This is a genomic window from Pontibacter diazotrophicus (assembly GCF_003367245.1).
Lineage (GTDB): Bacteria > Bacteroidota > Bacteroidia > Cytophagales > Hymenobacteraceae > Pontibacter > Pontibacter diazotrophicus.
This window is the reverse complement of record NZ_QRGR01000034.1, coordinates 16311-36626: the sequence shown is the minus strand read 5'-3', so window position 1 is coordinate 36626 and position 20316 is coordinate 16311. Positions and strand designations below refer to the sequence as shown.

Sequence of the window (20316 nt, the reverse complement as noted above, 5' to 3'; positions counted from 1 at the left end):
GCCTTAACCTTTGCTACGCTACGGGCTTCGGCTGCACCACACCGTAGGCTGATTAGGAGTTACAGACTTTAAAGAATAAAACCGATACAAACACTACCCTTATATGAAAACAAAACACTTCCTTTATTTACCCCTGCTCTTTTTAATGGGCTGTAGCTTGCTTGACCCATGTCGTAGATATGACCCTGCACCTATGCCTCCTGTATCTTTTTATTCTACTGATGGCAATGGTGTAAATTTAGTGAGCGATAGCGGAGGTGACTTCCACCCAGATTCTGTAGAAGTAAAAACTGACACCCCACCATACACAACCTATATACAAAGGAAACACAGCCCACAAAAAGGAGGGACTATATTTGAGGTTTATCCAAATAAAGAACAAAGTGGTACCACCACCTTTTATATTAACGTGAACTCGGGAATTAAATCATTTTAAATCAGTCATTTGCGCAACAAAAAAGGCCAAGGATTAGGTAGAAATATTGTCCGATGTTTCACCTAAATCCTTAGCCTTATGCACTTTATCATAGATACTGCCAAAGTGGTTGAAGTGTTCTGCTTCATAGACGATTTCTGCAAGGAAGTGCAGGAGTATTTCGCCTCCCATCCGCTGCCAAAGGGGCTCTCAGAGAAGCACCCTGCTGGCAGGAGGCCTGCCCTCTCTGAGAGCGAGGTGCTCACCATTCTCACGCTTTACCACCTCTCGGGCTTTAAGTGCTTTGAGTACTACTATGAGCGGCTGGTGCTAGGGGAGCTGAAAAATGACCGTCTGCGACATTGACCACACCCGCCACCGAAATCCCCTCAACGCACTGGTCCACATCCTCTCAGGCCTGACAGCCTACACCTTCCTGGACCACAAAAACAAAAGGTTCAACCCTGCTAGAACACTCGCTTAATTCCCGAGTTCACGTTATATTAAGTTGTCACAAGACTATTATGATACTCTTGTTGTGTCCTATCTAATTGATGATTCAGGATGTTTTCCTACCATTGAGTATACAGAGATATTCCATAATAGAAAAGAGATTTACATGGAGGGTGGGACAGGATTTTTACAACTCATTAAAGAGTAGTTATCGCTTCAAGATACAAGAAATCTATGGTGGGCTGATGGTGCGTTTGCAGAGCCTTTAGGTTCATCAATCAAAGAATATGTTGAAACTAACCCGAAGCAGTTCATCGCTTGTTTTAATTCTGAAACTGTATTTACCGAAGCTGATTTTAACAAATGGCAGACTGTGTTGCCATGGAAGTTGATGTAAACGAGCAAAATACAAAGGCAGTTGAATTCTATCAGAAGCTTGGATTTGAAACGTATGAACGAACAGCCCAAGACGACCAGGGGAAAGATTATCCTTTGCTGCGAATGAAACTTGAAACCGTAGAAGCGAACAAACAAGGAAAAAGCCCGAACCGCTAACCTGAGAAACAACGCCAGCAGTTATCATTTTAAAATCAGCAACTAACTCAATGCGTTAGGGCTGATTTTATCATGATGAACTCGTTGATGTTATCAGTATTGATGACACCGGCGAGGCGGCCATTTTCCAGCACAGGATAAAGGGGCACACGGGTTTTCTGAAGTTCTGTATAGGCATCCGAGAGTTTGTCCTGCACATTGAATGTTTTCACATCCGCTGACATTATCTCCACAACCGGTAACTGCATTTGCTCTTCCTTTACGGCCTGTATCAACTGAGAGCGGGTGAGCGTGCCTACTACTTTTCCTTCTTCCTCTATCACAAACTCATGCTCAGAGCCCATCAGTAGCTTGTTTAAAGCTTCCCGTACCGTCTCGGTTGGAGCCAGAGTCACAAAGTTCGTCATCATGCCTTCGCGCACGCTGTGGCCACGCAGGTAATCGAGGTGCTGCACAAGTATATTTTCTGAGTAAGCCCCGAAAAACACAAAAGCCCCAATCAGAATCAGGAAAGGATTATACATGAAGCCGATGAAGACAAAAATGATGGCTAAAAACTGCCCCAGATTGGCTGCAATCTGTGTAGCGCGTACCCGCCCTAACTTAAAAGCCAGCAGCGCCCGGAGCACCCGTCCACCATCCATCGGGAAGGCAGGAATGGCATTAAACACCACCAGCACCACATTCACGAAAAGCAGCAGGTAAAAGAAGTTAGCGGGTGTGATGCGCAAAAAGAACTCTTCTGAAAAGGAATCACCTATGGAAGGCAGCACCAGCCAAAGAATGAACGCAATCACCACGTTCACAGCTGGTCCGGCTACGGCAATCATCAGTTCCTTCTTTGGGTCCTGCGGCATCCGCTCCAGGCTGGCCACACCACCAATAGGCAGCAGCGTAATCATCTTTGTGCTGATGCCGTAGCGCTGCGCCGTCAGCGCATGGCCCAGTTCGTGCAGCACCACGCAGAAAAACACGGTAATTATAAACCCCATAGCCAGCAGCGTAGTAGGAAGGTCGCTGCCGCGTTGAGACTCAGTGAATGCCACCCAGCCCAGCAGCAGCGCAAAAGTCCAGTGCACCAGTATTTTAATTCCGGCAATCCGCCCAAGATTAAGTGACCATTTCATATCTTTCTTTTTTTACCCGCTACCTATACCCTGGCTAACGTGCCAGTTGAGGTAGCACCTTCTCCCCAAATAAATCTATAAAATGCTCCTGCTGTAGGTTTACGTTGTGCAGGATAAGTTGTGTAAAGCCAAGATCAATGTATTGCTGCAACCACTCCTGGTACTGCCCCGGCTCTGTTGAAATAAGCACATGCTCTTTCATGATGTCTTTCTTAACCACCTGTGCTGCCTCCTGCAGCTGTTTGGCCGTACGCAGCTCTGTTAATACGCTGCTGGTAAAAATGTTAGAACGCCACTGTTCATAAGCCCCCTGCACAGCCTCCTCTTCCGAATCAGCAAACGAAACTTCTACTTTCAGGTTCATCGGTTTGCCTTCTCCGCCACCCCTATGAAATGCATCCACCATTTTTTTCAACTCTTCCGGCGGACGGGCGGTGGTCAGAAGAGCATCAGCCCAGCCTCCTACCCATTCAGCAGTCTCCGGTGTTATGGCTGCTCCTAAAATACTTGGTGGCGTCGCAGGTCGTGTGAAAAGTGTTGCATCCTCTACTGTAACAAGGCCATGGTGCGTGACCGTCTCACCAGCCCAGAGGGCCCGGATAATATCTACACATTCTCTCAGGCGCGTGTTGCGGTCTTGTTTTACAGGCCACACAGTACCTGTGATATGCTCGTTCAGGTTCTGCCCTGTACCCAGCGCAATATCGAACCGGTTAGGAAACATCTCGGCCAGCGTGGCTGCTGCCTGCGCGATAATGGCCGGATGGTAACGTTGGCCAGGGGCGTTTACTACGCTGAAGGTAAGATTCGTCGCTTGCAGCGCAGCACCCAGCCACGACCATGCAAAGCCGCTTTCACCCTGCTCATGGCTCCAGGGGTGGAAGTGGTCGGAGGAGTTGCAGCTCTGAAAACCTGCCTGTTCAGCCCTTTGGGCGTACTTTAATAAAGCGCTTGGCTTAAACTGCTCGTGCGACGCCTGGTATCCTATTTTTATCATGGAGTTTGTTTTATTGTTTGTTGCTCTCTTGTACTGTGGCTTTTCAGGATTCTATACCTGTAGCCATAGCCTCTGGTTTTATCTTTTTTCTACTGAGGCGCGCTACTGCTCTTCAGCTTCCTGTATACCTGGTATCAACCTGAACCACCGATAGCCGTAAGTTCCCAATTCCAGCACATTATCATTTAAACCGGGGTAGCTGTAAGCCTGATCACTTAAGAGCTCTACTGTGTCAGATGCTTTGCTGAAAATGCCGGGTAAATCAAGCGAAACGGCCTCCTTGCCCAGGTTATGGAAAGCTACGAGAGTGGAAACAGAGGGAAGCGTGCAACTATGCGCAAAAACTGCTTTGTTGCCTGTATCTATGGTGCGCCACTCTCCTTTTCCAATTTCATGGCATTGTCTTCGGATTCTGATGATGCGCTCCATCCAGTTGAGAAGCGAGAAGGTATCACGCTGTTGTTTCATGACCGATACTTGCCTGTAGCCATAGGTACCCTCACTGATAACAGGGCGTACGTGTTTTTCGGGGGGAGCGGTGGAAAAGCCCCCGTTTACTGAGGTGGAGGACCACTGCATTGCCGTACGCACACTCGTGCGGCCGGGTAACGATAAATCATCGCCCATGCCTATTTCAGCACCATACTGTATGAGCGGTGTACCGGGCAGGCTGAACAGCAGACTATAGCAGAGTTCAATGCGCTGCCTGTCATTTTCCAACATGGAGGCCAGCCTGCGGCGTATGCCGTGGCCGAAAATCTGCATGTCTTTTTCAGGTGCAAAGGCATTGAAGACCTCCTGTATCTCGTTTTTCTCCAGGTCTACCAGCGTTAGCTCATCGTGGTGCCTCAGAAAATTTAGCCAGGTGCAGGTTTCGGGTTTGGGAGGCAACAGTTCAAATCCTTTCCTGAGCGGAGCGGCTTCCTGCAAGGCCATCGCATGAAAGAGGTGCTGGTTCATCAGGAAGTTGAAAGCCATGTGCATCCGGTGGTCATCTTGGAAGAAATCACCAATCATCTCGGGAGGTCCTGTGGCCTCGGCAAGTAAGACAGCGTTCTCGCTGTGCGTGTTTATAAAAGCACGCATATCATCAAGCAGCTCATAAAAATGCTCTGTGTCTTCCTCACTATCGGTTTGCACCAGTATGTGTGCGGCGTCTACTCTAAAACCTGCCACTCCCAGCGCCAGCCAAAAGCCCATGATATTAAAAATCTCTTTATGGACCTCCGGATTTACAATTTTCAGGTCAGGCTGATGGCTGTAAAACCGGTGCAGGTAATACTCTTCCGCTACCTCATCATAAGACCAGATGTCGTCTTCTTCACCGCCAAACATAGGCTCCGCATGCGACTCCTCAGGCTTTTCCTTTCGCCAGATGTAGTAGTTGTAATATTTGGAAGTTTTGTCCCTCCTGGCCTCCTGAAACCAGGGGTGTTGTTCAGATGTATGATTTACCACCAGGTCCACGACCACCCGCATGCCGCGCTCCTTTGCTTCACGGACAAAGGCAGTAAAATCACCTAAAGTACCCAGCCGCTTATCTACGTTGTAATAATCCATCACGTCATAGCCATTGTCTCTGCCCGGGCTTGGGTAGAATGGCAAAAGCCAGATACACGTGATGCCCAGCGTTGCCAGGTAGTCCAGGCGGCTGATCAGGCCCTGAAAGTCTCCGATGCCGTCTCCGTCCGAGTCCTGGAATGTTTCTACATCGAGGGCATACCATACACCCGATTTATACCAAAGATCTTTTTCCCTCATGCTATGGCGAATCAGGCGTTGACAGGAAAGGCCATGGTGCTGAGCAATGCATTCTCTGCCTGCCGCGAATCAAGGCGGGTATGCTGTACCACCACCGGTATATCCGACTCTATCACGCTGGCATAGTCTGTGCCTGTTGGCACCGGCTCCGGGTCTTTGAGGTCGTTAAAGCGGATATGTTTGGTGCGTTTGGATGGCACTGTTTCTTCGTAAGGTCCCACCGGATCGCGATCGCTGAAGTAGATCCATATTTTAACATGAGCATCCTGATCAGATGTGTTCAGGATGCAGGCGGTTTCGTGACTTGTGAATTCCGGTTCAGGCCCGTTGCCGTAGGATGGGATATAGCCCTCTGCGATGGCCCATACTTTGTGGCCAATAGGTTTGTTGTTCATAGTTTGAGGTTATAGTGGTGCGTGAATAGAACATGATGCAATACTTACCTCATAGTACGGCTATCTTCCTAAAGATGATATGAAAACAAAAACCGGGCACATAGAGAATAGCCAATCCAACTATCTTGCTTTGCCTAACTTTATCAAAGATTTCTGGCCAGCCTAATGTAGTGGTATGTTCTTATTGTATGACGGCGATATTTTCTTATAAACAGAAAGTCTTTGTCAAGACGCATCAGAACAAGGCTTTTTTCAGTATCCTTATGTAATATGACTGACTTACAAACAAGAGATTTTGAAAGAGAACTGCAGTTTCAGGCCTCCAGAAGTGGGGGTGCCGGGGGGCAGAATGTAAATAAAGTAGCCACTAAAATAGAACTGCGGTTCGATGTGCAGCACTCTGAGCTACTGACGGAGGAGGAAAAAGCAATGGTGCAGGAAAAGCTGGCCAACCGCATTAACAACGAAGGATACCTGCAGTTAACCTGCCAGACGGAGCGTACCCAACTAAGGAACAAAGAAACCTGCATCAACCGCTTTTATGAACTGCTGCGGCAGGCCCTCACCAAGCAGAAGAAGCGCAAAGCCACAAAGCCTTCCCGGGCTAGTGTCAGAAGGCGCCTTGAAGGCAAGAAACGGCAGGCTGAGAAAAAGTCGAACCGCGGCTTCCGGGGCGATTACTAAGACTCAAAATACTTTGCTGGTATCATCCTGCCCTCTGCCTGATCATTCCAGACCATGGAGTAAACGTACCAGCGGCCTTCCACCTGTATAAACTGTATGCTATTGATGCCTGTAGCAACAGGCTTCGCTTGATTCTCCTCCAGGAAAGCCTCGTACGTGCTAAAGCGATGCGCAATTTTACCGAATATTTCTGTTCTCGAAGCTATCTCCCGCTCCTGAAAGAAAATTAAATTCCCGGTCTCCATTTGCCCTTCCACAACATCTATAAATTGCTGTACCGAGAATTCCTGTGGCAGATCTCCATTACAATTCGCTAGCCTGCCTCCCTCATAAAACAGCGCTCTAAGCCGCTGCAGGTCTGGTCGCGCGCCCTTCTTAAAGCTAATGCTCTGGTACAGCGCCTGTGTGAGTTCGTCTATGTTTTGCATGGCGGTAATTCAGATAGAATAAACTTAGTTCAAGTACAGGAAACGTAGGCACCCTTTAAGGCTGCCCTACGTTTTTATTTACTGCTGCTGGCATTACTACCTGCAGCTTTGGTATTTCCTTTCAGGTAAGTATCCAGAAAACTCAGGATGGCGCTGTAGCCCTCAATCTGATTTTCCTTTTTCACAAAGCCATGGCCTTCATCATCAAACACCACATACTCTACAGGCACATTGTTGGCTTTTACTAATGCCACTATCTCATCCGACTCTATTTTCAGCACGCGTGGGTCGTTAGCACCCTGCAGCACGATGAGCGGTTTCTCAATCTGGTGTGCAAAGAACAGCGGTGATTTGTTATAGAGCGCAGCAGAGTCAGTGGCCGGGTCTCCTAATTCTTTGTAGAGCGATTCGCGCATGGCTTCCCAGTAAGGTGGTATACTTTGCAGCGTGCGCAGCCAGTTGGCTACCCCGAACAGATCAACACCTACGGCAAACTCATCCGGAGTAAAGGCCAGCCCTGCCAGCACCATATAGCCCCCGTAGCTACCTCCCATAATTCCGATTTTGTCTGCGGCCACATAATCTGTGCCGGCCAGATAATTTTTTGCCTCAATACAGTCTTTCAAATCTACATCGCCATGTTTCAGATCGTCAGCGGCATAAAACGATTTGCCGTAGCCGGAGCTGCCACGGTTGTTCACGGCCAGTATGGCGTAGCCGTGGTTCACGAGGTACTGCATCAGTGCGTTGTAATTGAGGCGCGTCTGGCCACCGGGGCCCCCATGTATCCAGAGCAGCGCCGGCACCTTGTTATCAGGCCCTGCATCCTTCGGTTTCAGCAGCAGGGCCGGAATTTCCAGCCCATCGTAGGATTTGTATCGGATTACCTCCGCATTCACCAGGTCGTTCTGATCAATCTCCGGGTTCATGGTGTTGGTAAGCTGTGTTGCTTTGTCTTTGCCGAAGTCATATACATAGAGGTTACTGGGCGAAGTCGGGCTGTTCACGTAAAACGCCATCAGCTCACTATTATCCGAAATGTCTACGCCAGTTATATCACCGGCGGGCACTTCCGGCAGTTGCACCAGCTGGTTGCTGGCTGTATCATACACTTTCACCTCTGTGCGGGCATCGTTGTTGATGCCGGTCACACGGTACTTGCCATCGCGGGAGAAGTAAGAGTACATAATGTCCCAATCGGCTTTCTCCACATCTGCTGTGTTTCCGCTGGCCAGGTCATAGCTTTTCAGTGCCATAAACTCTCCTTCCTCATTTGTCAGGAAGTACAGTTTGCTATTGTCCGGCGTAAAGGCCTGAGGGCTGTATTGAATGTCTGCGGGATGATCTGTTAACTTGTCCAGCTGCTTCGTTTCCGTGTTATAGAGGTACATGTCGCTGCTGTTGGTGTTGATGCTCTTTGTAAGCGCCACATACTTTTTATTTCTTGATATTGCAGCAACATCAAAACCCTGCTCATTTTGCATCACCAGTTCTGGGCTGAGGCTTTGCAGGTCCATTTCATACAGGTCGAAGTACTTCGGGTCGCGCTTATTGGAGACAAAGAAAAAACTGTTCTGGTCGTGGCTCCAGCCTGCAAACTCAGCCTTGGCTTTTGCCTCCGGTGTCAGGTCTTTAGAGGAGCCATCAGGGTAGCGGACGTACAAATGCGTGATTTCATCGCCTCCTTTGTCGCTGGAGTATAAAATACGCTCATCTTTTGGGAAGTACGATACCACAAACACCGAATTGTCCGTTGAGTTGGTAAGCTGGCGTGGCTCACCTCCTGCTACAGGCACTTCAAAAGCATTGTAAACACCTGTTTCGTTGCTGGAATAGAGTATCTTTGCGTTGTCAGGAGAAAAATCACTGCCCCCGATGGAGGTAGTGTTCATGAACTGCTCAATGGTGTAGGTCTTCGCCACCGGCTCCATTGTCTGATTTTCGGTGGTGGTGCTTTTCTGGCAGCCAGCGAACAGGGCCACCACTGCAAACGCAGCAGGGGCCCAGGTTAATTTTCTTTCCATGGTTTTTTCTGCTAAGGCACATTAACTGTATAGTAAGCTACTGAATTTCAGACACAAAACAAACAGCAAGTTTTTACAAAGCGACAGCAGTTGCAGAAGCTTAGCAAAATGATACTGAAACTGATTTTCAGGTAAGATATTTGCTGCCACTGCTAACAAATGCTCACCCTTGGTTTATGTTTAAAAGATTATTGTTGCTAGTATGCCTGCTCTGCGGGATAAGTATAGCAAGTGAGGCGCAAAAGTACAGAACGGCAGCCGGTGTCCGCATTGAAAGCGACCGCTTTGGCGTAACCCTGCAACAAAAGCTACACGAGAGGGGCACGCTGGAAGCCATTGCAACCGTAGGAGCCCGCGACTACAGTGCAACAGGGCTGTATGAGTGGCACTTCCCGCTACTGGGCAAGCGCTTTAACTATTACCTGGGCGCGGGCGCGCACATCGGTAACCTGAAAGACAGGGGCGTATTTACAGGAGGCGATGCAATTCTTGGTGTAGAGTATAAGGTGAATGGTCTGCCTTTCCTGCTCTCCGCTGACGTAAAGCCCGCTTTCCACATCAACCACGACGACTGGATTCAGCTTTCTTCCGGTATTTCAGTGCGCTATGTGCTCATAAAAGATAAAAAAGAAAAGAAGCGCCTCTGGCCTTTTGGCAATAAGAACAATAAAAAGAAGCAGGAAGAGAAGCCCGGCATCTTCGACATCTTCAAAAAGAAGGACAATTAGCCTTGCCTGCGAACGAAAAAGCGCCGGTAAAACGAAAAAGCGCTGGTAATTTAAGTTATAAGCAGAACCTGTAGGCAAAAAGAAAAAGCCCGGTGGGGTCCGGGCTTTTATTCAGAAGTCGAGCTTTGTCTGGCAGCAAGCACCATATTGGTTCTTATTGCTGTTTAAGTTGTTTTCATTTGTTGCTGCAGTTGGGGTAGCCACAGCTCTCTCGGATTTAACCAGGTATTCACCTGCCACCAAACAATCTCAAGTTGGTAATCAATAAAGGGATATTGCTCTTCTTCCTTCTGTTTATCTTTATTCAAACGAGCTATGCCCGTTCCTGTCTTTTCCTGACTGGTTCGGCTGATGCTGAGCATCAGCTAACGTCTGTTGCTTTAAGCACACCTGCTACCGTTTGTGTCTAAACGCTGAACTTTGTGGGTGCACTACAGTAACATTTTTCCCGTACACCTTGTGTTTGCAACACATGTTTTAGCAGCGGGAAAACTAAACCAAGCTTTCCTACGCCTGCTGGCTTCCCTATATTCTTTCTCTTTTCTCCCGCTCTAAAGGATTGGTAATAAAGGTCATAAGCGCACCTTTCTCCTTAAGCCAATGTAAAATTAGAGAAGACGTTCCTGTTATAAAAGGTATCACAAGGCTGTAATGCAACATGGGAATTTCAGGCGCATTAGCGCTATTATTTGCTATAAGGGAATAAAAAATGCTTAAACTGCAAGGTTTTATTGCTGGAATAAAACCCTTTGTAACATCAGGTTATTCCCCGATAAAAGGGGATGGGCTGCTTGTGCAACCCCAGGCTATATAGTGGCTATAGTCTGAGGTTGCGTTGGGGATTCCTGTACAGCAGCACTAGCCAGCAACTGCTGGCGTTGCGCTAAGAGTTCTCGCTGGTCAAAGGTGGTTTTGCAGGCAAAACAGACACTAGCAAGCAAAGCGAATAAAAGAACAATGATTTTCATAGTTGTATTTTGACTAATGGCGGTAAGCGGTACTCTTTTTTTCAGGTTATAGGTTCGTTAACTAACTGCGCTCGGCAGTAATCTCCACAACTGGCAAGAGGTTGCCATGATGCTTGTACTCATTCAGCACTTGTCTTGTGCTTATCTCTTTAATGTCGGAAGCTGACTTTTTAACTGTTGCTCCGAATGCGAGTACAATGGCGAAAAGAAGAATGATAATTTTCATAGTAGTATTTTTTATAGCGTTTTAATTGTTTCGAATTGTGTGGTGGCAGAGATCAGTTCTCAGCAATAATCTCTACCTCCGGCAGCATGTTAGGATGGTGCTGGAATCTTTTTAGCTCATTCTGATTTTGCTTTATCTCATTTCTTATAGAGATTGCTTTTAAGTCGTCTGCTGACTTTTTAACATTGGCACTAAACCCGAATGAGAAAGCGAAAAGAAGGATTACAATTTTCATGGTCGTACATTTTATAAGTTATCGTTTTATTTATCTTTCTGCTCTAATAGATAGGTCCTTAGGACAAAAGGTTGCTTGCATGCGCTATAATTTTTTTTATTTCTAATTGTCCAATTACATTAAACGTGCCAATACATTTAATGTTTTGATTTACAATAAGTTACACCCCAAAACACGCCAGATTACATAGCATAAAGTGTCCGGTGCCGAACACCTGATTGTTCGCTACCGGACAAATTCATGCTTTGCGCCCCGGCGGCTCCTGCGGCACTTCATTTTTTCCAGCAAATTAACCTCTCATAGGCGGGTTCGCTGTAACTTAAGAGCAGCATTAGCTGTAGCTAAGGGGAATGAAAATTATGTTTCCGAAGTTTGATAAAATAGGCATGCCGTTGTTAGGGCTAGCCGCTGCAACATTGTTTTTACTCGAGGCAAAGCGACAGTTGCGCAAGCGCACGCGCCCAAAGCCAGAGCGGCTCCTGGAAAACAGCAGTGTGGCAGCAGCAGCGCTGCCTGCTTTGCGGCTGTTGCTGGTACCCGGCATGTATGCCGCAGCACGCCAGGCTAATCAAAAGAGGTTCGGATTGTTGAGATGGCTGGGGCTTCCGGAGTGGGCGCGTTACACAGCCGGGTTTCTGCTGCTCGATTACACAAACTACCTCTGGCACGTACTGCTGCATAAGTCAGACACCCTCTGGCGCTTCCACAATGTGCACCACATCGACCTGGACCTGGACCTATCCACTGCCTGGCGTTTTCATATAGGGGAAAACATTGCCTCTGTGCCGTACCGGGGTGCTGCCATAGCGCTGCTTGGGGTGCCTGCACCACTGGTGCTTTTTTATGAGGTTATTTTTGAAGGCTGCACCGCCTTTCATCACTCCAACATGCGGCTGCCTTATACGGTAGAGCGGCAACTTTGTAAGGTAATGGTGACGCCACGTATGCACGGCATCCATCACTCTATTGTGGCGAGGGAGACAAACAGCAACTTCTCCGTCATCTTCTCGTGGTGGGACCGCCTGCACCAATCGCTGCGCCTGAACGTGCCACAGGATGAGATTACTATCGGTGTACCAGCCTACCGCGACCCGAAGGAACAGTCGCCGAAGCACCTCTTCCTGATGCCGTTTAAACGGCAGCGGCCGTGGCAGTTGCCGGATGGTACTGTGCCGGAGCGGGAGACATGGCATTCCCCAGCACTATTGCTCCCATAGCATGTTATAACATGCAAAGCACTATAACATTAGCCAAACATGCTGATTTCTCCTCAACCAGGCAGCACTATACCTAGTATAAGATACCTCTGTTAACTGTAGACGAATTATGGAACTAGTGAAAGGAAAGCTAATTGCTCTGGGAGGAGGAGATGACGAAGGGTTGATAAACCTGATCCGGTCCAATATATGTGAATTAACTTCACACATAGAAGTGATAGCCACGGCTACTCCCCAGGCTTTGGATGCTATAGAATCCGGAAACGCTTATAAAGAGGCATTTGAAGAACTGGGCTGCCACAGTGTGCGCTTTATGCACATAGACGAAGACCACCCCGCCGACACAGCCGACAACCTGCAGCGCATTGGCAAGGCAAGCGTTATCTTCTTTACCGGAGGCGACCAGGTGCGGCTTGCTAATTTCCTGAACGGAACAGAACTGCTCAACATCATGCGCCACCGCTACCGCACCGAAGATATTATCATCTCAGGCACAAGCGCTGGTGCAGCTATCATGTCTGACCGAATGATTTACAACGGCTATGGGCACTATTCACTTATTAAGGGTGAGATGAAAACCACCAGGGGCTGCTCTTTTATCCATAACGTCTACATCGACTCGCATTTTGCTGAGCGGGGCCGTTTTGGCCGACTGGCCCATGCTGTAGCCCATGATCCGGAGTATGTGGGCATTGGGTTGAGCGAAGAAACAGGCATCATTATAAAAGAAGGAGACCAGGTGGAGGTGTTTGGCTCAGGTGTGGTGACCATTATAGATGCAAGCCAAATCCGTTTTTCTAATACCCGCGACGTAGAGGAGAATGCGCCTATAGCTGTAGAGAACCTGAAAATGCACCTGCTGGTGCACGGCTACCGTTATTGCCTGCGGGAACACCTGTTTCAGCCGGTACCGCAAAACGAAAGCGCTACTTCGGGGGCTATGCCAGAGAAATAGCGCTTTCTGCCACGGGTGCAGCGGCTTTAATTTACTTTCTTCCTATCTTCCTGCTGTAGCTCCATGTTAATGGCAACACCCGCTTTAGCTCCTTCTGCGGCCGCCACTACTACCATTTGCACGTCGCGGGCAGCATCTCCGGCCACATACAAGCCTGGTATATTTGACTGCTGCAGGCGGCGGGTTATAATGACCCCGGCGCTGGTAAACTCGCAGCCCAGCATTTCTCCCAGGTCAGACTGCTGCTTTGTTCCCTCCGAGAAAAACATCGCCTGTTGCGCACGCTTCTCTCCGCCTTGCAGCACGATATGCTGCAGGTTACCGTCCTCTCCCTCCAAACGTAGAATCTTCTCTTTCTCCACCTTTACTTCGTTTGCCTCCAGCAGCTCAAGGTCATTGCGTTGCAGTTCGTCCGTGCCGTCTGTGAAGAGCGTTACATCAGCACTCCAGTTCTTCATGGCGAGTGCTTGCCCAATGCCACTGCGGTCTTTGCCATACACGGCAATGGCTTTATCCTGGCTTTCCCAGCCATCACAGTAAGGGCAGTGGTGCACTGTTTTTCCATAAAAGGCCTCCAACCCCTCCACCTCCGGCAGAATATCTTTTAAGCCAGTAGCCAGCAGCAGTTTGCGCGAGTGATATACGGTGCCATCTGCATCGTTTACTACAAACTGCCCTTTGCTATAGGTGGCAGACGCTACTTCCAGGTCCTTCAGTTCAACGCCATATTTAACAAGTTCCTCCCTGCCTTTTTGTATAAACTCACCTGGTTTAGCGCCATCGCTGGTCAGGAAGCCGTTCATTCTCCTGGCCCAACGGTTTCGGGGCTTACCGCCATCAAACACAATAACTTTTCGCCTGGAGCGCCCCAGCAGCATCGCTGCATTCAGTCCGGCCGGGCCGCCTCCTATAATAATCACATCGTACATAAACCTCTTTTCTGATTCCGAAGATTTCTAAACGTAACACAGCTGAATTAGATAGACGAAATGGCAGGATAAAATTATACTTTACCTGTAGCAGGCAAAGCATCAGAACAGCGAACCAGACTTTAAGCAGGCACTGTAAACCACGTGGTTAACAAAAGAAGGGGCAATTTCTGCATATGAACCTTTAGCAGAATGTTTACTTTCGCGCACTGCATAGCAGCTTACTATTGCACAGATTCAGAAGAGCTTCCCTATTTTTCGACTCAAAATCAAAAATATTTGAAAAAGCATTGCCAGTAGCGGCATTAACAATATATTTGTTTAGACGAATCATCACCCTACATAAACCATTTTGTGTTCATGAAAAATAAACTTTTAGCCTTATTAGGCGGCACATTACTCTCGGCCTCAGCCATGGCCGGGGGCTACCAGGTGAACCTGGCCAGCCAGCGGCAAATCGGTATGGGCCACACAGGCACAGGTATCCAAACCGGAACATCCAGCATCTTCTTTAACCCGGGCGCCATGAGCTACCTGCGTGAGAACGGGGTGACAGTTGGTGCCAGTGGCCTCATTTCTAAAATTGCCTACCGAGCTCCTGAACCAAGTGGCGTGGAAGCCATGACAGACAATCCTCTTGGAACTCCCTTCCAGCTTTATGGGGTGTATGGGATTAACGATAAGCTGAAGGCAGGCCTGGGAATTTACACCCCTTTCGGAAGCTCAGTTAATTGGGGCGATGAGTGGAGCGGCCGGTTTGGCTTGAATGAGCTTTCATTGACGGCTATTTTCATTCAGCCAACGCTTAGCTATCAGATCACAGACCAGATAGGTGTGGGTGTAGGTTTCATATATGCAGTTGGTGGTGTAAACCTGCAGCGTAGCATTCCGGTGCAAAACCAGCAGGGTGAGTACGGTAGAGCAGAGCTGGATGGCAATGCAAGTGGTATTGGCTTTAACGCGGGTATCTTCTTTCAGCCATCAGAGAAGTTCTCAGTGGGACTAAACTACCGTTCAAAGGTTGATATGGAAGTAGAAGGCGGCGATGCTACCTTCACTGTTGCCTCGGCCGTTAGTTCCCGTTTCCCGGCAGGCACTCAGTTTGATGCACGGCTTCCATTACCTTCAACTCTTACTTTAGGAGTAGGCTTTATGCCAACTGAAGCCTTAACCATTGCAGTGGATGCGAGCCGCGTAGGCTGGAGCGCATACGAAAGCCTTCGCTTCGACTATACCGCAGAGGTGAACGGTGCCGACTTTTCTGAAAGCGCCCGTAACTACGAAGACGCCTATATTTACCGCATCGGTGCCGAGTATAAGGTATCTGATGTACTGGCACTGCGTGGTGGCGCCTACTACGACAACTCTCCAGTAATGGAAGGCTACCTTACGCCGGAAACACCGGATGCTGATGCCCGCGGCCTTTCTGTTGGTCTTGGGTACGCAGTGTCTGAGAACTTCAGCATCGATGCCTCCTTCCTCTACATCAATAAAGAAGAAAGAACGGACACCGGTGCCTTGGCTGGTGGTATCGCTGGTACCTATAAGTCTGTTGCCTACATTCCGGGTATCGGCTTGAATTTCAAATTTTAATTCTCTTTAAAAACATGAAAAGACATATATATAAATCTGGTATGCTGGCGCTTTTTGCCGGTATACTGCTTACCAGCTGCGATCCTGAGATTGATGCGCCAAGTGCATCAGCAGGTGAGCTGGACTTAACAAAGTACGTAGCCGTTGGTAATTCCCTTACTGCAGGCTATCAGGATAGAGGCTTGTATCGGGAAGCGCAATTAGCCTCCTATCCAGCGCTGCTCGCCATGCAGTTTGAACAAGCTGGTGGCGGAGAGTTTGTGCAGCCACTTTTCGGTACAGATGAGGCGAGTGGCAGTGGTTACCTGAGAATTGACAGATTTGAAAACGGAAGGCCTGTTATGGTTCCGGTACCTGGTCAGGCTTTTCGGGAGGGAACTACGCTTCCAGGGGGACCAGCTCTTACTAAATACACTGATCCTGTTCAGAACCTTGGCATACCTGGCATTTCTGTTCTAGCGAGCGCATCCCCTCAATATGGGGCAATCAACCCTTACTTTGAGCGCCTTCTGGAGCCAGGTGAGGTGGGCTCGAAGACTTATGTGCAGGAAGTGATAGAATCTCAGCCTACTTTCTTTTCTGTGTGGCTGGGTAATAACGATGTGCTTGGCTATGCCACAGCCGGTGGCGAACCGACAAGCCCTTTTGACAACCTGACAGACAGGAATGTATTTGGGAGCATATACAATACCATAATAGATGGATTAACTACCGGTGGAGCAGAAGGTGTTTTAATGACTATTGCTGATGTTACAGCAGTTCCATTTTTCACGACTGTACCTTATAATGCACTTGCACTGGAGAGACAAGAGCAGGTAGATCAGCTGAATGCCGCATATGGCTCTGGTGCATTAGGCTTCAGTTTTCAGTTGGGAGCTAATCCTTTGATAGTAAGAGATCCTTCTGCTCCTGCAGGACTACGCCAGATAAAACCAACTGAGCTTGTGCTTTTAACTGCACTGGATTCAATTTCGGGAAGAGGATATGGTTCTGCGAGGCCTTTACCTGATAGATTCTTTCTGGATGAGTCAGAACTCCAAATGATTGCAGAGCATACAACTGCATATAATGAGATAATAAGAAAGGCTGCCTCTGATAATTCTTTAGCTTTATTTGATGCGAATGCCTTTTTTGACTCTATAAAAGGAGGCTTTGTGTTTGACCAGGTAACTTATGCACCAGTGTTTGTTTCAGGCAACTTATTTTCTTTGGATGGCATACACCCAACTCCTCGTGGTTATGCTATCCTGGCAAATGAGATGATCAAAACTATCAATGCTGAATACAACGCCAACATCCCTACTGTGGATGTATCACAATACAGAGCGGTTCTTTTCCCGTAAAGATTTTTTTTAAAGTTTAAAGTAAATTGAAAAAGCACCTCATCTTGAGGTGCTTTTTTTGTCTGAATCAGGATTTACAGGATTAAATAAACTTACAGGACGACTTTACCTGTACTTTGAAGCAACTTAGCTCATCTTAATCTTTTAAAATATAATTCACACATCCTGCTCATCCTAAGAATTCTAAAAATCCTGATTCAGACAATTAATGCGCCTCCAGCCAGTTTTCACCTACGCCCAGGCCAACTTCCATCGGCACGCCTAGCGGCAGGGCGTTCGTCATCAGCTCCACAATCTTCGGTGTCACAATGTCCACTTCTTCCTTCGGGGCGTCGAACAGGAGTTCGTCATGCACCTGCAGGATCATGCGCGTCTGCAGCTTCTCCTGCTTCAGGTAATCCTGTATATTAATCATTGCGATTTTGATAATGTCAGCGGCTGTTCCCTGAATAGGAGCGTTGATGGCGTTGCGTTCGGCAAAGGCACGCACCGTCTGGTTGCGCGAGTTGATGTCGCGGAGGTAGCGGCGGCGGCCCAGCAATGTTTCGGCATATTCCAGCTCGCGGGCTTTTTCGATGGTGCTGTCCATGTATTCCTTTATCGCCGGAAACTCCTGGAAATAGGCCTCGATGATATCTGCTGCTTCGCGGCGCGGAATAACCAGGCGCTCAGCCAGGCCGAAAGCAGAGATGCCGTAGATAATACCAAAGTTCACCATTTTAGCTTTGCGGCGCATCTCGCCATCCACCTGCTCCAGTGGCACGTGGAACACCTTGCTGGCCGTGGAGGCATGTACATCAATTCCGTTCTTAAAGGCTTCTTTCATGGTAGGGTCACCGCTGAAGTCAGCCATAATGCGGAGCTCAATTTGGGAATAGTCGGCAGAGATGATCAGGTGCTTGTTGTTGCGGGGCACAAAGGCTTTACGTATCTCGCGGCCACGCTCCGTCCGGATCGGGATGTTCTGCAGGTTCGGATTAGTAGAACTGAGGCGGCCGGTGGCGGTTACAGCCTGGTTGAAGGATGTGTGCACTCTGCCATCCAGCTCACACACCAGTTGCGGCAGCGCATCCACGTAAGTAGATTTAAGCTTCGACAGTTCCCGGTGGTCCAGTATCAGGCGCACAATCTCGTGCTCTCCGGCCATCTTCGACAAGATCTCCTCACCGGTGGCATACTGGCCTGTCTTTGTTTTCTTGATCTTGCTTTTCCCGTGCAACTCCAGCTTATCGAAAAGAATCTCGCCCAACTGCTTCGGAGAGCCGATATTGAACTGCTCTCCGGCTATTTCAAAAATACGCTTCTCTATACCTGTAATATCGGATTCCAGCTGTAGGGATATATCAGCCAGCGCGTCAGAGTCTATACTGATACCTTCTTTCTCGATATCGGCAATTACCTGCACTAGCGGCGTCTCTACATCCCGAAACAGCTTCATCAGACCCTGCTCCTGCAGCAAAGGTTCAAAATAATGCTTTAGCTGCAGCGTTACGTCAGCATCTTCGCAGGCATAGTCTTTTATCTCCTCCGGCTCCAGGTCGGCCATTGTTTTCTGGTTCTTTCCTTTCGGGCCAATCAGGTCTGTGATAGGCACCGGCGTATAGTGGAGGTAGGTCTCTGCCAGCACGTCCATGTTGTGGCGCATTTCAGGCTCCAGCAGGTAGTGCGCCAGCATCGTGTCGAAGATTGGCCCCTGCACTTCCACATCATAATTCTTCATCACCAGGATATCATACTTGATGTTCTGACCAATCATGGCAATGTTCGGGTTCTCCAGCACTGGCTTAAACTCCGCCACAATGCGCTTCGCCTCCTCCTGGTCGTTGGCTGGCACGGGCACATAATAAGCCTCACCCGGGCGGTAGCAGAACGACATGCCTACGAGCCGCGCTGTGATGGCGTCTACGCTTGTAGTCTCCGTGTCAAAAGAGATTTCATCCTGCTTCAGCAGGTACTTTACCAGGCTCTGACGCAGCGCCGGTGTATTGATGAGGTGATAGTCGTGCAGTGTGGTGTTGATACTTTGCAGGGTAGCCGGTACCTGTTCTTCCGCTGCCACGGCCGTTTCTTCTGTTGCAGCTGCAGCACCAAACAGGGAGGTCTGGTGCTGGTCAGAACCTTTTCCTTTGCGCGCTGGCTTGGCAGCGGGTGCCGTTACAGCCGACGCCAGGCTCTGCCCTAATACGCGCTGTGCCAGCTGGCGAAACTCCAGCTCTGCGAACAGTTCCGTTATCTGCTCCTCGTTCGGGCCGTCGTAAAGCAGCGCATCCGGTTCAAACTCCAATGGAACATTGCAATGAATGGTGGCCAGCTCTTTTGATAGCATCCCCTGCTCCGCAAAGTTCACCACGTTCTCTTTCTGCTTCCCCTTCAGCTGGTCGGCATTAGCAATCAGGTTTTCTACGGAGCCGAAGCGCTGTATCAGCGATTTGGCCGTTTTCTCGCCAATGCCCGGTATACCTGGTATGTTATCCACAGCGTCGCCCTGCAGCCCCAGTATATCAATTACCTGCTCTACACGTTCAATCTCCCATTTGTCCAGCACCTTCTGCACATCCAGTACGTCTACCGCATTGCCCAGGAAGGCAGGCTTGTACAGGAAAACGTGCTCTGTCACGAGCTGGCAATAATCCTTGTCAGGCGTCATCATGTACACATCAAAGCCTTCTTTTTCAGCTTTGCAGGACATGGTGCCGATAATATCGTCGGCCTCATACCCATCCAGGATCAGCACCGGAATGTTAAAGGCCTCTACTATCTTTTTGCAGTACGGAATGGCAATGGAGATATCCTCCGGCATTGCCTGCCGGTTGGCTTTGTAATCAGCAAAGCTGTCGTGGCGGAAAGTCTTGGCCGCGGAGTCGAAGGCGACACCGATGTGGGTTGGCTGCTCTTTTTGCAGCACCTCTACCAGTGTGTTTGTAAAGCCTAGGGCAGCGCCGGTATTCATGCCTTTGGAGTTGATGCGCGGGTTTTTGCTGAAGGCAAAATGCGCCCGGTATATCAGCGCCATGGCATCTAACAGAAACAGTTTTTTACGTGGTTCACTCATGGTATAAAGGTAAAAAATTTTCAGCAACCCAAGTCAAAAGCATGGCTGCCACTGCTGCTTAGCTACTATAAGTAAAGAAGGGGAAGATTGTTTTCTGATGTGTGCATGTGTAGCGGCTTTGCCGCACACTGTGTGGTGTAGTTCTATAGAATGTAGAATGTTTCTACAGTTCTGCCCCTGCTTTACAATCTTCCGAAGACAGACAGAGATCCGGCATCTCCCAGGAAAACA

Annotated in this window: 19 protein-coding genes and 1 pseudogene; 9 read left to right on the top strand and 11 right to left on the bottom strand. The window is 48.7% G+C overall.

The genetic code is table 11. The features are described 5' to 3' along the window. The first annotated feature begins 103 nt into the window (after positions 1-103). The 3 genes and pseudogenes from DXT99_RS22675 (at position 104) to DXT99_RS22665 (ending at position 1423) form a co-directional block, all read left to right on the top strand. Complete coding sequence (locus DXT99_RS22675) at positions 104-436, top strand: hypothetical protein (RefSeq protein ID WP_147294281.1); 333 nt, start codon at positions 104-106, stop codon at positions 434-436. A gap of 78 nt (positions 437-514) precedes the next feature. Continuing rightward, positions 515-763: pseudogene (locus tag DXT99_RS22670) on the top strand (IS982 family transposase); the annotation flags it as partial. Positions 764-1231: 468 nt separating this feature from the next. Next, positions 1232-1423, top strand: a complete 192-nt coding sequence (locus DXT99_RS22665; RefSeq protein ID WP_115567880.1) for a GNAT family protein — start codon at positions 1232-1234, stop codon at positions 1421-1423. Between the two features lie 47 nt (positions 1424-1470). Here DXT99_RS22665 and DXT99_RS22660 read toward each other — a convergent pair whose 3' ends face one another. From DXT99_RS22660 to DXT99_RS22645, 4 genes are all read right to left on the bottom strand, one after another. Further along, positions 1471-2550 (bottom strand): site-2 protease family protein, encoded by a 1080-nt coding sequence (locus DXT99_RS22660; protein ID WP_115567879.1) that lies wholly within the window; start codon positions 2548-2550, stop codon positions 1471-1473. Between the two features lie 34 nt (positions 2551-2584). Next, entirely contained in the window at positions 2585-3547 is a 963-nt protein-coding gene (locus DXT99_RS22655; protein WP_115567878.1) for a TIGR03885 family FMN-dependent LLM class oxidoreductase, read from the bottom strand. Between the two features lie 102 nt (positions 3548-3649). Beyond that, positions 3650-5308, bottom strand: a complete 1659-nt coding sequence (locus DXT99_RS22650; RefSeq protein WP_115567877.1) for an alpha-amylase family protein — start codon at positions 5306-5308, stop codon at positions 3650-3652. A gap of 11 nt (positions 5309-5319) precedes the next feature. Continuing rightward, positions 5320-5703 (bottom strand): sensory rhodopsin transducer, encoded by a 384-nt coding sequence (locus tag DXT99_RS22645; RefSeq protein ID WP_115567876.1) that lies wholly within the window; start codon positions 5701-5703, stop codon positions 5320-5322. Between the two features lie 270 nt (positions 5704-5973). Between DXT99_RS22645 and arfB the strand changes: the two genes are divergently transcribed. Beyond that, positions 5974-6387, top strand: a complete 414-nt coding sequence (gene arfB / locus DXT99_RS22640; RefSeq protein ID WP_115567875.1) for an alternative ribosome rescue aminoacyl-tRNA hydrolase ArfB — start codon at positions 5974-5976, stop codon at positions 6385-6387. On the opposite strand, the gene DXT99_RS22635 is transcribed toward arfB, so the two are convergent. Together DXT99_RS22635 and DXT99_RS22630 are read right to left on the bottom strand one after the other, a co-directional pair. Next, positions 6384-6815: a hypothetical protein gene (locus DXT99_RS22635; RefSeq protein ID WP_115567874.1), complete on the bottom strand. Its 432-nt coding sequence runs from the start codon at positions 6813-6815 to the stop codon at positions 6384-6386. The genes arfB and DXT99_RS22635 overlap by 4 nt on opposite strands. Positions 6816-6889: 74 nt before the next feature. Next, positions 6890-8839 carry a S9 family peptidase gene (locus tag DXT99_RS22630; protein WP_115567873.1) on the bottom strand — a complete coding sequence of 650 codons (1950 nt, stop codon included), beginning with the start codon at positions 8837-8839 and terminating at the stop codon, positions 6890-6892. Between the two features lie 176 nt (positions 8840-9015). Here DXT99_RS22630 and DXT99_RS22625 point away from each other — a divergent pair, with 176 nt between their 5' ends. Next, a complete protein-coding gene (locus DXT99_RS22625) occupies positions 9016-9567 on the top strand; it encodes a hypothetical protein (RefSeq protein ID WP_115567872.1) in 552 nt (183 codons plus the stop codon). A gap of 164 nt (positions 9568-9731) precedes the next feature. On the opposite strand, the gene DXT99_RS22620 is transcribed toward DXT99_RS22625, so the two are convergent. From DXT99_RS22620 to DXT99_RS22615, 3 genes are all read right to left on the bottom strand, one after another. Further along, complete coding sequence (locus DXT99_RS22620; RefSeq protein ID WP_115567871.1) at positions 9732-9929, bottom strand: hypothetical protein; 198 nt, start codon at positions 9927-9929, stop codon at positions 9732-9734. 667 nt (positions 9930-10596) lie between these two features. Further along, complete coding sequence (locus tag DXT99_RS27170; protein WP_181885226.1) at positions 10597-10761, bottom strand: hypothetical protein; 165 nt, start codon at positions 10759-10761, stop codon at positions 10597-10599. A 52-nt stretch (positions 10762-10813) separates the two neighbouring features. Further along, positions 10814-10996 carry a hypothetical protein gene (locus DXT99_RS22615; RefSeq protein ID WP_115567870.1) on the bottom strand — a complete coding sequence of 61 codons (183 nt, stop codon included), beginning with the start codon at positions 10994-10996 and terminating at the stop codon, positions 10814-10816. Positions 10997-11346: 350 nt separating this feature from the next. On the opposite strand from DXT99_RS22615, the gene DXT99_RS22610 reads away from it, so the two are divergent. Both DXT99_RS22610 and DXT99_RS22605 read left to right on the top strand, forming a co-directional pair. Continuing rightward, positions 11347-12213 carry a sterol desaturase family protein gene (locus DXT99_RS22610; protein WP_115567869.1) on the top strand — a complete coding sequence of 289 codons (867 nt, stop codon included), beginning with the start codon at positions 11347-11349 and terminating at the stop codon, positions 12211-12213. 109 nt (positions 12214-12322) lie between these two features. Then, complete coding sequence (locus DXT99_RS22605; protein WP_115567868.1) at positions 12323-13168, top strand: cyanophycinase; 846 nt, start codon at positions 12323-12325, stop codon at positions 13166-13168. 26 nt (positions 13169-13194) lie between these two features. Here the strand turns inward: DXT99_RS22605 and DXT99_RS22600 are convergent, their stop codons facing one another. Then, positions 13195-14097, bottom strand: a complete 903-nt coding sequence (locus DXT99_RS22600; RefSeq protein ID WP_115567867.1) for an NAD(P)/FAD-dependent oxidoreductase — start codon at positions 14095-14097, stop codon at positions 13195-13197. Between the two features lie 360 nt (positions 14098-14457). On the opposite strand from DXT99_RS22600, the gene DXT99_RS22595 reads away from it, so the two are divergent. After that, the gene (locus DXT99_RS22595; RefSeq protein ID WP_115567866.1) at positions 14458-15690 is read left to right on the top strand and encodes an OmpP1/FadL family transporter; all 1233 of its coding nucleotides are present in this window, start codon (positions 14458-14460) and stop codon (positions 15688-15690) included. A 14-nt stretch (positions 15691-15704) separates the two neighbouring features. Then, positions 15705-17033, top strand: coding sequence for an SGNH/GDSL hydrolase family protein (locus tag DXT99_RS22590; protein WP_115567865.1), 1329 nt, complete (start codon positions 15705-15707; stop codon positions 17031-17033). A gap of 205 nt (positions 17034-17238) precedes the next feature. Here DXT99_RS22590 and polA read toward each other — a convergent pair whose 3' ends face one another. Next, positions 17239-20085 carry a DNA polymerase I gene (polA, locus tag DXT99_RS22585; protein ID WP_115567908.1) on the bottom strand — a complete coding sequence of 949 codons (2847 nt, stop codon included), beginning with the start codon at positions 20083-20085 and terminating at the stop codon, positions 17239-17241. Positions 20086-20316: the final 231 nt, after the last annotated feature.